Origin of the sequence: Chryseobacterium amylolyticum, from assembly GCF_051011775.1 — a bacterium.
Classification (GTDB): Bacteria; Bacteroidota; Bacteroidia; order Flavobacteriales; family Weeksellaceae; genus Chryseobacterium.
The window spans coordinates 107,510-122,288 of sequence record NZ_JBPCHX010000008.1 but is presented as its reverse complement, the minus strand read 5'-3'; the positions used below and the strand labels follow the sequence as shown (position 1 = coordinate 122,288).

Genomic DNA, 14,779 nt, shown 5'->3' with positions numbered 1-14,779 from the left:
TTACTATTTTAATCTAATAACAAATTATGTTTTTTTCATATGTTTCTAATTTTTTAAATTATTCTTTTTCCCAATGTGCTTCAGTTCCTTGAGGAGCTGCTCCTCCCTGAGCCGGAGTCACTGGTGGTTGTTCCTGATTGATGTGATATACATAGGCAGCAATCTTTTCAATCTCTGCACCTGAAACTTCTCCGTTTTTACCGAAAGGTCTCATCGCAGGGTTAGTAGGAGAACCATTCCAGTCCATATGGAATACGTTTTTGAATAGTGTCTTCTCAGGCTGGTTGATCCAGTAGTTATCAGTAAGGTTTGGACCAATACCTCCACTACCGTCTTCCTTGTGACAAGATGCACAGTTTGTTTTAAATAATTCTTTACCTTCTGCGATATTATCTGCTGAATATTTAGCTGTTTCAATCGTTACAGGAGGCTGTGATTTCTGGTATTCTTCAATACTTGCCAACTGCTCCTTATATTCTTTTTCATACTCGCTTAACGGGTGAGCGAAGTCTGTGAAAGAGTATGCTGCAATATATACAATACAAAAAGCGGTCCCAAAATAGAATAAACCTACCCACCATTTTGGTAATTGGTTATCCAGCTCCATGATTCCATCGAACCCGTGGTCGATAAGGATATCTTTTTCTTCGGAAGCAGATTGCTTTTTGAATGCGCTTTGATATAATCTTTTGAAGTAAGGTACTTTCTTTTCAGCTAAATAAGCCGCTTTCTCTTCAGGAGACAATTTCTTGAATTTGTTGTTTTCAATCAGGTCTCCGATAGCTCCATGAATGTAAGCAAGGATACCAGCGATCACAACAGTTCCCCAGAAGTAAGGTGAAGAAAGGAACGCGTAGCTCTGTACAAATAAATAATAAAAAACTATTAAAAGTCCGATTATTATTAAGATGTTTATAACAACAGGTGTTCTTTGTTTCATAAAAAATAGTTTAATTTTTTAAATTAAAATCGTCATCTTCATCATCCCCAAGAGGTGCCTCTTCTTCTTCTTTGTAATATTTTTTAGGCCTGCTAAAAACATAGATTACTAAAGCTATGAAGAACAGCATAAAGAAAATCAGAGCCAGTGTCTGGTAAAAGCCAGCATTTTCTGTATTGGATAATATATCTTTAAAGTTCTGAGGAATCATATGAACCTTTTAATGTTAGTTATTACTTGCTGTTTTGATTTCAGTTGTTTTGATATCTGTACCTAATCTCTGAAGATAAGAAATAAGAGCTACAATTTCTTTTTTCTCTAGTTCTCCCTGAGGTCTCTTAGCATAAGCCTGTTTAAGGTCATTTGCTTCAGAGAAGATATCTTTTACAATTTTTGCTGATTGGTTGTTAGCCCATTTGTCTGCAGAGTCGATTTCAGCCTTGGTATAAGGTACATCGAATACATTCTTCATCAGCTTCATTTTGTCTACCATCTTGGTTCTGTCTAAATCAGTAGCAATTAACCAAGGGTAACGAGGCATAATGGAACCTGCAGAAGTAGATCTTGGGTTATACATGTGTTTATAATGCCAAGAACTTGGGTTTTTACCTCCTTCTCTATGTAAATCCGGTCCTGTTCTCTTAGAACCCCATAGGAATGGTCTGTCATATACGAATTCTCCGGCTTTGGAGTATTGTCCGTTTTTACCGTTAAACCTAACGATCTCATCTCTGAACGGTCTTACCATCTGAGAGTGGCAAGCGTTACATCCTTCACGGATATAGATGTCTCTACCTTCAAGTTCAAGCGGTGAATAAGGTTTCACTGCAGAAATGGTAGGAACACTTTTCTTAAGGGATAGTGTAGGGATAATTTCAATTGAACTACCGATAGATATTGTGATGAAAGACAGAATTCCTAATAATACAGGTGTTCTTTCTAACCAAAGGTGAGTACCCTCTCCTTCTTTTCTGTTCTTACTGATGTTTGCCAGTGCAGGAGCTTCAGCAGGAACATCTTTCTGGAATGATCCTTTTCTTACCGTAGCGATTACGTTTACGATCATTAAGATGGCTCCTGAAATATAGAATACACCTCCTAAGAATCTCATTTTGAAATAAGGGATAATTGCAGTTACAGTATCCAGCCAGTTTTTCCATAATAGGGTTCCGTCCGGATTGAATTGTTTCCACATTAAACCTTGTGTAAATCCTGAAATATACATTGGTACTGCATAGAAGATGATTCCTAAAGTACCTAACCAGAAATGCCAGTTAGCTAATTTTACAGACCAAAGTTTTGTTCTCCACATAATTGGTACCAGGTAATAGATAACCCCGAATGCCATGAAGCCATTCCATCCAAGAGCTCCCAAGTGTACGTGACCGATAACCCAGTCTGTAAAGTGACCAATTTTGTTGATGTTTTTAGTTGCCAAAAGCGGTCCTTCAAATGTTGCCATACCATAGCAGGTAACAGCTACTACAAAGAACTTAAGGATAGGATTTTCTCTTACCTTGTCCCAAGCTCCTCTTAACGTAAGAAGACCATTTAACATACCTCCCCATGATGGTGCAATAAGCATGATAGAGAACCCTGTTCCTACCGCCTGAGCCCAAGCCGGAAGAGCTGTATACTGAAGGTGGTGAGGACCAGCCCAGATATATACGAAAATTAATGACCAGAAGTGAATAATAGACAGTTTATAAGAGAATACCGGTCTGTCTGCAGCCTTCGGAAGGAAGTAATACATTAAACCTAAAACCGGAGTTGTCAGTACGAATGCAACCGCATTATGTCCATACCACCATTGTACAATAGCATCTTTTACCCCTGCATACGCTGAATAAGATTTCCAGCCTGTGAAAGATAAAGGTACTTCAAGATTGTTGAAGATATGAAGCATTGCTACTGCAATCCAGGTACCAATGTAGAACCATATGGCTACATAAAGGTGTCTCACTCTTCTCTTCGAAATAGTCAGGAACATATTGATACCGAAAATGATCCATGAGAATGCGATCAATATGTCGATCGGCCACTCGTGTTCAGCATATTCTTTAGAGGTATTGATTCCCATAAAGAATGTAATGAACGTAGCAACGATCATAAACTGCCAAGTCCAGAAATGTAGCCATGACAATGTATCACTGTACATTCTTGTTTTTAATAATCTTTGTAATGAGTAATAAATACCCGTGTAAACAATGTTACAAACGAATGCAAAGATTACGGTATTGGTGTGCAGCATTCTGATTCTACCAAAACCAAATGCACCATGTGTGTTTATTAACCCTTGAATATTACCCGATGCCAAACTTTTAATGGTCGTATCATCTGTCCCGAAAAAGAATTCAGGTAACTCTGGGTAGAAAAGCATTAATGCCGCCGTAAGCCCGAATGTGAACCCTATAAGACCAAAGACAATGGTCGCATATAGGAACGCACGGACAATACTGTTGTCATAACTAAACTTTTGTGTTTCCATATCAACTATTCACTATTTTTCTCAATTTTTATTATTTTCTCCTATTTCTTTTTCGTCTTTACTTTTGTCGCCGGTTTCATCATTTTCTTTGACTTTTTCATCATCAAAAAGGATTCTGACAGCAGGAGATTCATCATCTTCAAACTGTCCTTTTCGGGCATACACTATAAATACGACCAAGAAAATCGCAGCTAAAGAAACACTGCAGAGGATCATTAAATATAGAATATCCATTGGACAACAAAATTAACCTATTTTCGGGGTTCAAATTTAGTGAAAAATAATGACATTCATCACGAAATGCCGATTTCAGCTAATTTAAAATCAGTCTAAATAAGGGCTTTTACGCCTGTTTTTTGAAATATTTCCGACCTAAAATCCAGGTTGAAAGTGTTGTAAAGGTAACCACTGTGATCGAGCTGATTGGCATAATGATTGCAGCAAACAGCGGATGCATATGTCCTGTAACAGCGTAACTTAAACCCACAATATTGTATAGGAAACTGATTATAAATGTCATTTTCACAATAGTGATAGAGCCCTTACAGACATTCAGGTAGTGGTCAAGTGTAACCACTTTTTCACCATTCATAATAACATCTGAAGAAGGAGTAAAACTGTTTGTATCATCAGCAATAGCAATTCCTACATTACTTTGTTTTAAAGCTCCTGCATCATTCAGTCCGTCTCCAAGCATCGCTACTTTCATGTGCTGATCCTGAAGGTTTTTAATATAATTCAATTTATCCTCCGGGCTCTGATTAAAGGCCATTCCTTTGTAGTTGGGAATAAGCTCTTTAAGCTGGTTTTCCTCTGAGGAATTGTCGCCGCTCAGAATAAATATTTTGTAGTGGGTTAATTTTGTGAAAAGCTCTCTCAGTTTCGGGCGGTATTCATTTTTAAAGATGAATTTACCAAGATATTCACCATTTTTACTGATATAAACTGCGGTCTCAAGATTCTTAGGCTCCTGATTATTATAACGGGCAGAACCAATTTTATAAAGATTTCCCCTTACACTGGCTTCGTATCCTTTTCCTGAGATTTCAGCGAAGTTCTCTACAGGGAAATAATCATCGTTTACATCAATAAACTCATACAGTGACTTTGAAAGCGGATGGTTGGAGTTTTTTAATAATGTTTTGATATTCAGGGAATCAAATTCATTAATCTCACCTCCTTCATATTTGATGTTTGATTTTTTTCTGTGCGTAATTGTTCCTGTTTTATCGAAAACAATCGTATCCAGCTTCGCGATTTTTTCAATCGTTAACGTATCTTTTACATAAAACTTATTTCGTCCTAAAATCCTCATAATGTGCCCGAAAGTGAACGGTGCAGACAATGCAAGCGCACACGGGCATGCAATGATCAGGATGGCTGAAATAACCTGGAACATTTTTTCTAAATCAATAAATGACCAATAAATTCCGGAAACCAGAGCAATACCTAAAATAATGAATGTAAAGTATTTACTGATGCTGTTGGTTAAGGTGTCGAGTCCGGTTTCATGCTTTTTGAACGCTTCCTTATTCCAAAGCTGGGTAAGATAACTCTGATCCACATCTTTGATCACTTCCAGTTCCAGTGACGATCCGATCTGCTTACCTCCGGCAAAAATCTTATCACCAGGCTGCTTGCTGATGCTTTCGCTTTCTCCAGTGATAAAGCTGTTGTCGATGTTTCCCTCTCCGTTGATCAGTATGGCGTCTACCGGGATGATTTCCTGGTTTCTAACTAAAATTCTGTCTCCTACTTTTACTTCAGAAAGAAGGATATTCTCCTGTTTGCCTTCAAAATCTACTTTGGTTACCGCAATAGGGTAGAATGATTTGTAATCTCTGTCGTAAGAAAGAGCACTGTACGTTCTTTTCTGGAAAATTTTCCCCATCAGCATGAAGAAAAGCAGTCCGCAAAGCGTATCAAAATATCCCGGGCCGTAATCCGTTACCACTTCATAGATACTTCTGCCGAAGAGAACAAAAATTCCCAGTACGATAGGAACATCAATGTTGACAATTTTATTTTTTAATCCATACCACGCGGATTTGTAATAGTCGGAAGCTGAGTAAAATACAACCGGGCAGGCCAGCAGGAACATCAGGGTTCTGAAAAGACCTTTATAATGTTCCATCCAGTAATCTTCCCCTCCTACATATTCCGGAAATGCCAGGAACATTCCGTTTCCAAATGCAAAACCGGCGATCGCAAATTTTACAAGAAGTGATTTATCAAGATGGTCAACGTTTTTCTCAGCAGTTTCAAGACTGATAACAGGTTTGTATCCCAGATTGGTTAAGAAATTAGCTAGTTCGCTTAATTTCATATCGTTATGATTGAATGAGATCTGTAAGGTTTTCCTTGTAAAGTTAACCTGGGAATATTTGATGTGCTGATTTAAAGTATGGAGGCTTTCCAACAGCCAGATACAGGAAGAACAGTGAATTACAGGGATTTTGAATGTGACAAGACTGGTGTTTCCTTCAGAGAAATCAGTTACTTTTTCAAAAATCTCCGGCGTGTCCAAATAGTCAAACTGGGAAGAATTTTCATCACTTGGACGAATTCCTGCCCCTTTGTTAAGCTGATAAAAATTGCTTAGGTTGTTCGTATTTAGAATTTCATAAACAGACTTGCAGCCATTGCAACAGAAAGTCTTTTCGTCAAATAAAATTCTCTCTTTTTCTATACCTTGACCACAATGAAAACAGTTCTCGCTCACCACCATAAAATATTGAACTACAAAATTATAACATTTTTTTTTGTTTATCGCGTTAAAAAGTTCTATTTTTGTGATAAATATCATATAAAATGCCGCAGGAACAACAGATAGCAATTGAAGAGAGGTTCGCCAGAGTTTTTAATGATAAATCATTTAAGGAAAGACTTTCTAGCGCAGATTTTGAAAAATATATTAATGGCAAAAAGAAACTGAGTTTTCAGAAACATGAAACCATTTTCGAGGATGGGGAGACTCCAAAAGGAGTGTATGTCCTGGAAAAAGGTGCTGCCAAACTTTCAAAATCTGGAGCATTCGGGAAAGATCAGATTTTAAGATTTATCAAAGAAGGAGATATCATCGGCTATCGTTCTTTGCTTTGCGGGGAAAACTTCCAGGCTAAAGCAGAAGCCATGACAGATATTGAATGTGTCTTTTTACCTGCCGATATTTTTATGTATCTTCTGGAAGTAGATCCACAGCTTTCTTTTGTTATGCTCCAGAAAATTTCTTACGAGTTGGGAGAATCATCCAATACCATTACTTTCCTTGCTCAGAAAACAGTAAGAGAAAGACTGGCAGAAATTCTTTTGCTTCTGGAACAGAAACTGGGAGTAGATCCTGAGGGATTCATCAAGATCTCATTGACGAGAGAAGAAATTGCGAACATTATCGGTACTGCTACAGAAAGTGCCATCCGTCTCATCTCGGAATTCAAACAGGACAGCCTGATTGAAGTGGACGGAAGAAATATCAAGATCCTAAATCACGATAAACTCATGAAACTCGGTCACGTAGTTTTATAAAAATCATACAAAACTTAAGTCGGCTCAGGGCCGACTTTTTAACTTTTAAAAATAGATAAATTATGTCTGTTCATTCTGAAATTAAAAAAGTTACGACTGAAACCTTGCGTAAAATGAAATTCGACAAGGAAAAAATAACAATGCTTACTGCCTATGATTTCACTACCGCAAAGATGGTAGATGCCGGCGGAGTAGATGCTATTTTGATTGGAGACTCTGCAGCGAATGTAATGGCTGGTTTTGAAACTACACTGCCGATTACGCTGGATCAGATGATCTATCATGCCCAAAGTGTGGTAAGAGGAACCGACAGGGCTTTAGTGGTAGCAGATTTACCTTTCGGAACGTACCAGAGTAATCCTGAAAAAGCATTGGAGTCTGCGGTAAGAATGATGAAGGAAGGCGGTGCACATGCTGTTAAAATCGAAGGAGGGAAAGAAATTTCGAAATCAATTAAGAAAATCATCAATGCCGGAATTCCGGTAATGGGGCATTTGGGATTAACACCACAGTCGATCTATAAATTCGGGACGTATAAAGTAAGAGCTAAAGAGGAGGCAGAAGCTGAAAAGCTGATTGCTGATGCGCAGCTTCTGGAAGAGCTGGGCTGTTTCTCGATTGTGTTGGAAAAAATTCCTGCAGATCTGGCAAAGAAAGTGACAGAGAGTATTTCTATTCCAACCATCGGAATCGGGGCAGGATCACATTGCGACGGACAGGTTTTGGTATACCACGATATGGTAGGAATGAACAAAGGTTTCAGTCCGAAATTCTTAAGGAGATACCTTGACCTTTACACAGAAATTACAGGAGCGGTTTCCCAGTATGTAAAAGATGTGAAAAGTGTAGAGTTTCCAAACGAAAACGAAAGCTATTAATCCATGCAAAATCAACAATCTGTCCAGGGAATATTATCTATCGCAGCATTGATTTGTCTTGCTGTGGGATGGTTTAATCTATTCTCTCCGGAAATTAATCATTTGCTTTCAAGAAAAGTTTTTTATATTCTGATAGGAGTGAGTTTCTTTATTCAGGCTCCGTTACTTACCAATAAGAACTTTGTCTATGCAATGTACGCTGCTGCAGCTATCTGTGTATTCGGAGCATTCATTCCGGAAGACTCAAAACTTTCAGTCATTAAAACGGTTGGGCTTCTTGCAGGAATTATCCTGTCGCTATCCAATAGAAGAAGATAGACTTAAAAAGGTATGAAGGAGCAGATTATATATGAGGACAATCATCTTCTGGTGATTAATAAAAAGGTTGGGCAGCTTGTTCAGGGTGATAAGACCGGTGATGAATCACTATTGGAATCCATCAAAAACTTTATAAAAATAAGAGATGCTAAGCCGGGAAATGTTTTTCTCGGCCTGGTGCATCGTATAGACAGGCCTACTTCCGGGCTGGTGATCTATGCCAAAACTTCCAAAGCGCTTTCCCGTCTTACACAGATGGTAAAAAACCGTGAGGTGAAAAAAACATATTGGGCAGTTGTTGGTAAAGAAATGATCCCGCAGAGCCAGAGACTGGTTCATTATCTGAAGAAAAACGAAAAAAATAACAAAGCCATCGTTTTTCCGAAGGCAACCGAAGGGGCAAAAGAAGCTATTCTCACCTATAATGTGATCAAAACTTTGGATAATTACCTGCTTCTTGAAATTGATCTTGAAACAGGAAGACATCATCAGATCCGTGCCCAGTTATCAAAAACCGGAATTCCGATCAAAGGAGACCTTAAATATGGTGCTCCACGCTCCAATGCGGATGGAGGAATCAATCTTCATGCGAGAAAGCTGGAGTTTATTCATCCGGTGACCAAAGAAAAAATTGAAATTACAGCGCCTGTTCCACAGAATGATGCGATCTGGAGAGCTTGTGAAGAATAAACTATTTTATTAAAAATATTTCCGGTTAAAATGAAAGACTATCTTTTTTGAGGTAGTCTTTTTCTTTGTCTTATGATTTCGAGCCTGTGAAGAATAAAAAATCACATTGATAAGTGGTTTGTATTAATATTTTTCTAATTTCTCTTTTATTTCCTTGTTATTATATTAAATTCATTACATTTTAATGATTGTATTATTTGTTTTGTAATAAAAATTGAGTTTTATTTAATTATTGTTAAAACAATTGTAAATTAGCCAACATCTAATCTATTTTTATATGAAACAATTTTATAAAGTATTCTTTAATTACGAAAAGAATAAAAAGCATCTGAAAAGAACGCTGGCGCTTGCATTGCTTACAGCATCTTCTGCCGTTATGGCCCAGGTAAGCGCTTATAGCTTTGGGCAGACCACAGGAACTTATACTCCAATTACAGGAACCGTACTGGAGGCTGCTACAGGAAATACCACATCTACTAATCTTAACAGTAATGTTTATCCTTTGACATTGCCTTTTGGTTTTGTATTTAATGGAGTATCATATAATTCATTAAATGTATCAACTAACGGTTTCGTTACATTCGGAGCTACAGCCCCTTCTACAATATATACGGCACCCATATCCGGAATAACGGCTTATGAAGGGGCGATCTCTGTGTTTGGAAGAGACCTGAGCAGTATTTTTGATATTAATGGTGTAACCGGAGATATCAGTTGGGAAACTACAGGCGCAGCTCCTAACCGGGAAGTGGTCATTCAATGGAAAAATTTCAGACCAAACAGCAGTACTTCCACAACCGCTGTGTATGCCTTTTCCTTTCAGATCCGCTTAAAGGAAACTTCTAATGTGATCCGGATGGTTTATAATAACGGAACGTATCTAGCCGGAACAACCGGTGTTTCCGGAACTGCTCAGATTGGTTTGAGAGGGAATACCGCTGCCGATTTTAATACCCGGCTGAATGCCGCCACATCAGAATTCGTGAACTCTACGTCGGGAATGGCTAGTAGCAGTACCCAGGCCTTCAATACAGTAAATTCGGTTCCCGGAATGCCGCCTCCCGGATTTACTTATACCTGGACGCCACCATCTTGCTACGCTCCGGCAGGAATATCAGCCGGAGCAACAACTGCTAATACTGCTGCGTTATCATGGAGTGCTTCACCTTCTGTTCCCGGAGCATATGATATTTATTATAGTACAAGCAACACAGCTCCTACCGCTTCTACACCACCAAGTGTACCTCCGGTATCAGGTTTGTCAGCTACTTTGAATTCTTTAACTCCTTCCACCGTTTATAATATTTGGATAAGATCGAACTGTGGTTCAGGCAATACAAGTATATGGTCTCTTCAGCCTTTACAAATTGGAACGCAATGTCAGCCTCCTTCAGTCATTACATCTTCCGGAGCTATGGTATGTCCCGGGCAGAGTGCAACATTATCAGCAACAACGGGTAGTGGGTCTGTGCTTCTATGGTATGATGCCGGTACGAATGGAAATAATGTAGGTACAGGGACGTCATATATTACGCCTCCGCTTGCTTCAACCACCAATTATTGGGTTTCAGCGGCAACTATAGGAGCTGATTCATATGTAGGTAAAGACTCTCCAACTTCTACCGGCGGGAATTCTGGATTTGCTGATTATGGGTTGGTATTTGATGCTTACTCTCCAATGGTAATAAAAGAAGTTGATATATATCCTATGGGAAACGGTACAACAGGAACCGTTACCATTAATCTGAAAAACTCAGGCGGTACTATTCTGGCTACTAAAACAATGAATGTGAATGTAACTACAGCGGGTGTACTGAATACGGTTGCACTTGACTTTAATGTGCCGGCAGCCGGAAGTGATTATAGGCTTGTTGTAGATGGAGCATCAGGAATATCCAACTTGCGCAGAGAAATTTTATCAGGTTTTTCTTATCCGTATATATTATCGGGAGTATGCAGTATAAAAGCGGCGAGATTCGGTTCAAATCCCAGTTCGAATTATTATTATTACCTGTACAATTGGAAAGTAAGTGGAATTTGTGAATCAGACAGGACAATGGTAACAGCTACGGTAAACTGTTTAAGTACTTCAGAAGCTCAAACGAAAGAAACAATAAAAGTACATCCGAATCCTTTCTCTGATTATATTAACATCAGCAGACCGGAACTTGTAAAATCAATAAAAGTAACACATGTTACCGGAAAACTGATCAGAACGATTGATAACCCGGACTCTGTACTGAGATTTAGCGATCTTTCGCAGGGAATGTATATGCTGGTTCTGGAGATGAAAGATGGTTCTCTGGAACATAAAAAAGTGATTAAAAAATAATAATTTATTGTAATTCAATCAGTAAGGGCCGGAGATGTAATAGTCTCCGGCCTTTTTTATGCTCAAAAAAATCAGATTTTGCCCATTCTGAAAAAATAACTAACTTCGTCCCAGACTTTAGGGGTGTCTGTTATCAACAGACTGAGACTTTACCCTTTGAACCTGATCTGGATCATACCAGCGTAGGGAAAAGTAGATGACTTTTGCTGTACATTCTATTGTACAATAATGGCCATTCCTGAAGTGATTTAAATTATTTAGGAATGGAACTTATAATCAACCACACCCGAAAAACATTCGATGTACTTCCTGAAAATCTGGAAGCATTACTGGCTATGGAGCTGCCCGGAAAAAAGAAAGGCATTGCAGTAGCCCTCAATAATCGCATTATTCCGCTGTCCGTCTGGGCGGAAACCATCCTCAACAATAACGATTCAATTTTAATCATTACTGCCACTCAGGGCGGTTAATTTTCATATTAAAAACCAATACTTATGGCTCACTCCATTACATGTTCGCCATTTCCGAACTCAAAGAAAATCTATGTTGAAGGAAAACTACATCCTATCAATGTAGCCATGCGTGAAATACAGCTTAGCCCAACCAAATTGACCAATGGTGGCTTTGAACATAATGCCCCGGTCACGATTTATGATACTTCAGGACCTTACACCGATGAAAATGCCGTTATTGATATTCAGAAAGGACTTCCGAGAATCAGAGAACAATGGATTCTGGACAGGAATGATGTGAATATCCTGGACGGAATTACGTCTGAATACGGAAAAGCACGTTTGGCAGATCCCCGCCTTGATGAACTGAGGTTTTCCTACGATCATAAACCTAAAGTTGCCAAAGAAGGAAAAGAACTTACCCAGCTTTATTATGCAAAACAGGGTATCATCACCCCGGAAATGGAATATGTGGCCATCAGGGAAAACCAAAAAATAGAGCAGCTTGATTCCGTATCGAAAGAAATGGCTTTTCAGCATGCCGGACACAGCTTTGGAGCGAATACTCCGAAAGGTAAGATCACTCCGGAGTTTGTAAGAGACGAAATTGCTGCCGGAAGAGCGATTATTCCCAATAATATCAACCATCCGGAGAGTGAACCGATGATCATCGGGAGAAATTTCCTGGTGAAAATCAATGCCAATATTGGAAACAGTGCTGTTTCATCCAGTATTGAAGAAGAAGTGGAAAAAGCGGTATGGGCCTGCCGATGGGGAGCAGATACCATTATGGATCTTTCTACAGGGAAAAATATTCACGAAACCAGAGAATGGATCATCAGGAACAGTCCGGTTCCGATTGGTACCGTTCCAATCTATCAGGCACTGGAAAAAGTAAAAGGTGTTCCTGAAGACCTGACATGGGAAATCTTCAGAGATACCCTGATTGAACAGGCAGAACAGGGAGTTTCCTATTTTACCATCCACGCAGGAGTCTTACTGAGATATATCCATTTAACAGCGAACAGAGTAACCGGAATTGTTTCCCGAGGTGGATCAATTATGGCAAAATGGTGTCTGTTCCATCATAAAGAAAGCTTTCTCTATACCCATTTTGAAGAGATTTGCGAAATCATGAAGAAATATGACGTGGCTTTCTCTTTGGGAGATGGGCTTCGTCCGGGATCTATTGCAGATGCCAATGATGCAGCTCAGTTTGCAGAACTGGAAACTTTAGGTGAACTGACCAAAATTGCCTGGAAGCATAATGTACAGGTAATGATTGAAGGTCCGGGACACGTTCCGATGCATATGATCAAAGAAAATATGGATAAACAGCTGAAGGAATGCCATGAAGCTCCGTTTTATACCTTAGGCCCTTTAACCACGGATATTGCACCGGGTTATGATCATATCACTTCCGGAATCGGAGCAGCCATGATCGGTTGGTTTGGTTGTGCCATGCTTTGCTATGTAACACCTAAGGAACATTTAGGACTTCCGAATAAAGAAGATGTGAAAGTTGGGGTAATCACCTATAAACTGGCAGCCCATGCGGCAGATCTGGCAAAAGGACATCCTGGCGCGCAATACAGAGACAATGCCTTAAGTAAAGCGAGATTTGAATTCAGATGGGAAGATCAGTTTAACCTTTCGTTAGATCCTGAAACGGCAAGAGCGTATCACGATGAAACCCTTCCTGCAGAGGGCGCAAAAATTGCCCATTTCTGTTCTATGTGCGGACCGAAGTTCTGCTCCATGAAAATCACTCAGGAAATTCGGGAATCTGCAGAAAAAGGAATGCTGGATAAGTCACAGGAATTTATCGAAAAAGGAAAAGAAATCTATATATGATCCTGGTTATCACTCCTGAATTGATTGTTCCGAACGAACCTGATAGTATTAATCAGATGTTTTATGAAGGTCTTGATCTGCTCCATATCCGCAAACCGTGGATCAGCCGTAATGAAATGATTGAATTCATCACCCAAATTGACGAATCTTTTCGTTCGCAGCTGGTGCTTCATAGACATTATGACCTTGGGAAAGAATATCATATTTCAAGATTTCATTTCAGGGAGACTGACCGTGAGCAAGGAAAATGCAAACCCTTTTTGCCGGAAAATATTATTTCAACTTCAGTACATGATATCAGAACATACAATACTTTGGATAAAGAATGGGAATATGCTTTTATAAGCCCGTTCTTTCCAAGTATATCCAAAAAAGGGTATGGAGCAGATTCTACTATTAAAGAAGAAATACAATCTCGGAACAATCCGGATGTGAAATTAATTGCCCTTGGAGGAATTGATCAGGATAATATTCATGAAGTTTTCGGATCGGGTGCAGACGGAGCAGCTCTGTTAGGAGCAGTTTGGGAAAGTGAAGAACCTTTAAAAGTATTCAAAAAATGCAGGAACGTCCTTATGTCATAAGCATTGCGGGCTTTGATCCCAGTGGTGGAGCGGGCTTATTATCAGACATTAAAACCTTTGAGCAATCCAAAGTGATGGGCTTGGGGGTATGTACCGCATTAACACTGCAAACAGCTTCCCAATGTATGAGCCTTGAATGGCGTCCTGTGGAGGAAGTGACTGGAACCATACAGGTCCTGATGGAAAACTATCCCGTATCAGCAGTGAAAATCGGAATTGTGAAAGATGCAGATTTTTTAAGCAAAATTGTAGAAACGGTTCAAAAGAATAATTCTGAAGTTAAAATCGTTTGGGATCCTGTCCTGAAAAGTACCTCCGAATTCACTTTTTTTGATCTTGAGACACTTCCTCAATTAAAAAATACCATTAATAAGCTCAGTTTAATAACTCCCAATTATAATGAATACAGTGTTTTAAAGGAAAATAATCTTTTGCCGGATACACATCAATGTTCATTATTAATCAAAGGAGGGCATAGGGAAGATCATTTAGGAACGGATATTTTAGTTGAAAAGGAAACAGAAATTCTATTAGTTCCAGCCGGAAACAATACAATATATTTTCCTAAACATGGCTCGGGCTGTGTATTATCGTCAGCCATTACAGCAGAACTTGCGAAAGGGGAAAATATGGAAACGGCCTGCCGGAACGGGAAATTATATATCGGAAAATTTTTAAAAAGCAATCCCTCTTTACTGGGAACACATTCATAGAAAAT

General features: G+C 39.1%; 14 protein-coding genes and 1 riboswitch. Of the genes, 9 read left to right on the top strand and 5 right to left on the bottom strand.

The genetic code is table 11. The features are described 5' to 3' along the window. Positions 1-58 precede the first annotated feature (58 nt). The 5 genes from ACR1PO_RS20425 to ACR1PO_RS20405 all read right to left on the bottom strand — a co-directional run bounded on the left by ACR1PO_RS20425 (position 59) and on the right by ACR1PO_RS20405 (position 6,150). Positions 59-940, bottom strand: coding sequence for a cbb3-type cytochrome c oxidase N-terminal domain-containing protein (locus ACR1PO_RS20425; RefSeq protein ID WP_002983871.1), 882 nt, complete (start codon positions 938-940; stop codon positions 59-61). A gap of 10 nt (positions 941-950) precedes the next feature. Further along, entirely contained in the window at positions 951-1,151 is a 201-nt protein-coding gene (locus tag ACR1PO_RS20420; protein WP_002983870.1) for a cbb3-type cytochrome oxidase subunit 3, read from the bottom strand. 15 nt (positions 1,152-1,166) lie between these two features. Then, the gene (ccoN, locus tag ACR1PO_RS20415) at positions 1,167-3,428 is read right to left on the bottom strand and encodes a cytochrome-c oxidase, cbb3-type subunit I (RefSeq protein WP_433987988.1); all 2,262 of its coding nucleotides are present in this window, start codon (positions 3,426-3,428) and stop codon (positions 1,167-1,169) included. A gap of 21 nt (positions 3,429-3,449) precedes the next feature. After that, positions 3,450-3,662, bottom strand: a complete 213-nt coding sequence (ccoS, locus tag ACR1PO_RS20410; protein ID WP_002983864.1) for a cbb3-type cytochrome oxidase assembly protein CcoS — start codon at positions 3,660-3,662, stop codon at positions 3,450-3,452. 109 nt (positions 3,663-3,771) lie between these two features. Further along, the gene (locus ACR1PO_RS20405) at positions 3,772-6,150 is read right to left on the bottom strand and encodes a heavy metal translocating P-type ATPase (protein ID WP_433987987.1); all 2,379 of its coding nucleotides are present in this window, start codon (positions 6,148-6,150) and stop codon (positions 3,772-3,774) included. Positions 6,151-6,239: 89 nt separating this feature from the next. Here ACR1PO_RS20405 and ACR1PO_RS20400 point away from each other — a divergent pair, with 89 nt between their 5' ends. The 9 genes from ACR1PO_RS20400 to ACR1PO_RS20360 all read left to right on the top strand — a co-directional run bounded on the left by ACR1PO_RS20400 (position 6,240) and on the right by ACR1PO_RS20360 (position 14,774). Then, positions 6,240-6,953: a Crp/Fnr family transcriptional regulator gene (locus tag ACR1PO_RS20400; RefSeq protein ID WP_332388959.1), complete on the top strand. Its 714-nt coding sequence runs from the start codon at positions 6,240-6,242 to the stop codon at positions 6,951-6,953. Positions 6,954-7,015: 62 nt separating this feature from the next. Further along, entirely contained in the window at positions 7,016-7,831 is an 816-nt protein-coding gene (gene panB, locus ACR1PO_RS20395) for a 3-methyl-2-oxobutanoate hydroxymethyltransferase (protein ID WP_332388960.1), read from the top strand. A 3-nt stretch (positions 7,832-7,834) separates the two neighbouring features. Continuing rightward, complete coding sequence (locus ACR1PO_RS20390; protein ID WP_332388961.1) at positions 7,835-8,149, top strand: hypothetical protein; 315 nt, start codon at positions 7,835-7,837, stop codon at positions 8,147-8,149. A 12-nt stretch (positions 8,150-8,161) separates the two neighbouring features. Then, entirely contained in the window at positions 8,162-8,839 is a 678-nt protein-coding gene (locus ACR1PO_RS20385) for an RluA family pseudouridine synthase (RefSeq protein ID WP_332388962.1), read from the top strand. A 277-nt stretch (positions 8,840-9,116) separates the two neighbouring features. Beyond that, complete coding sequence (locus tag ACR1PO_RS20380) at positions 9,117-11,171, top strand: Ig-like domain-containing protein (protein ID WP_332388963.1); 2,055 nt, start codon at positions 9,117-9,119, stop codon at positions 11,169-11,171. 109 nt (positions 11,172-11,280) lie between these two features. Further along, a riboswitch (TPP riboswitch) is annotated at positions 11,281-11,377 on the top strand. Positions 11,378-11,434: 57 nt separating this feature from the next. After that, positions 11,435-11,641, top strand: coding sequence for a sulfur carrier protein ThiS (gene thiS, locus ACR1PO_RS20375; RefSeq protein WP_332388964.1), 207 nt, complete (start codon positions 11,435-11,437; stop codon positions 11,639-11,641). 24 nt (positions 11,642-11,665) lie between these two features. Beyond that, the gene (gene thiC, locus ACR1PO_RS20370) at positions 11,666-13,477 is read left to right on the top strand and encodes a phosphomethylpyrimidine synthase ThiC (RefSeq protein WP_332388965.1); all 1,812 of its coding nucleotides are present in this window, start codon (positions 11,666-11,668) and stop codon (positions 13,475-13,477) included. After that, positions 13,474-14,061: a thiamine phosphate synthase gene (locus ACR1PO_RS20365; protein WP_332388966.1), complete on the top strand. Its 588-nt coding sequence runs from the start codon at positions 13,474-13,476 to the stop codon at positions 14,059-14,061. Before thiC ends, ACR1PO_RS20365 begins: the two co-directional genes overlap by 4 nt. Then, positions 14,037-14,774 carry a hydroxymethylpyrimidine/phosphomethylpyrimidine kinase gene (locus ACR1PO_RS20360; RefSeq protein ID WP_433987986.1) on the top strand — a complete coding sequence of 246 codons (738 nt, stop codon included), beginning with the start codon at positions 14,037-14,039 and terminating at the stop codon, positions 14,772-14,774. Before ACR1PO_RS20365 ends, ACR1PO_RS20360 begins: the two co-directional genes overlap by 25 nt. Positions 14,775-14,779 lie beyond the last annotated feature (5 nt).

Coding starts and splice junctions, on each gene's coding strand:
- ACR1PO_RS20425 (WP_002983871.1), bottom strand. CDS start 940: ATGAAACAAAGAACACCTGTTGTTATAAACATCTTAATAATAATCGGA.
- ACR1PO_RS20420 (WP_002983870.1), bottom strand. CDS start 1,151: ATGATTCCTCAGAACTTTAAAGATATATTATCCAATACAGAAAATGCT.
- ccoN (WP_433987988.1), bottom strand. CDS start 3,428: ATGGAAACACAAAAGTTTAGTTATGACAACAGTATTGTCCGTGCGTTC.
- ccoS (WP_002983864.1), bottom strand. CDS start 3,662: ATGGATATTCTATATTTAATGATCCTCTGCAGTGTTTCTTTAGCTGCG.
- ACR1PO_RS20400 (WP_332388959.1), top strand. CDS start 6,240: ATGCCGCAGGAACAACAGATAGCAATTGAAGAGAGGTTCGCCAGAGTT.
- panB (WP_332388960.1), top strand. CDS start 7,016: ATGTCTGTTCATTCTGAAATTAAAAAAGTTACGACTGAAACCTTGCGT.
- ACR1PO_RS20390 (WP_332388961.1), top strand. CDS start 7,835: ATGCAAAATCAACAATCTGTCCAGGGAATATTATCTATCGCAGCATTG.
- ACR1PO_RS20385 (WP_332388962.1), top strand. CDS start 8,162: ATGAAGGAGCAGATTATATATGAGGACAATCATCTTCTGGTGATTAAT.
- ACR1PO_RS20380 (WP_332388963.1), top strand. CDS start 9,117: ATGAAACAATTTTATAAAGTATTCTTTAATTACGAAAAGAATAAAAAG.
- thiS (WP_332388964.1), top strand. CDS start 11,435: ATGGAACTTATAATCAACCACACCCGAAAAACATTCGATGTACTTCCT.
- thiC (WP_332388965.1), top strand. CDS start 11,666: ATGGCTCACTCCATTACATGTTCGCCATTTCCGAACTCAAAGAAAATC.
- ACR1PO_RS20365 (WP_332388966.1), top strand. CDS start 13,474: ATGATCCTGGTTATCACTCCTGAATTGATTGTTCCGAACGAACCTGAT.
- ACR1PO_RS20360 (WP_433987986.1), top strand. CDS start 14,037: ATGCAGGAACGTCCTTATGTCATAAGCATTGCGGGCTTTGATCCCAGT.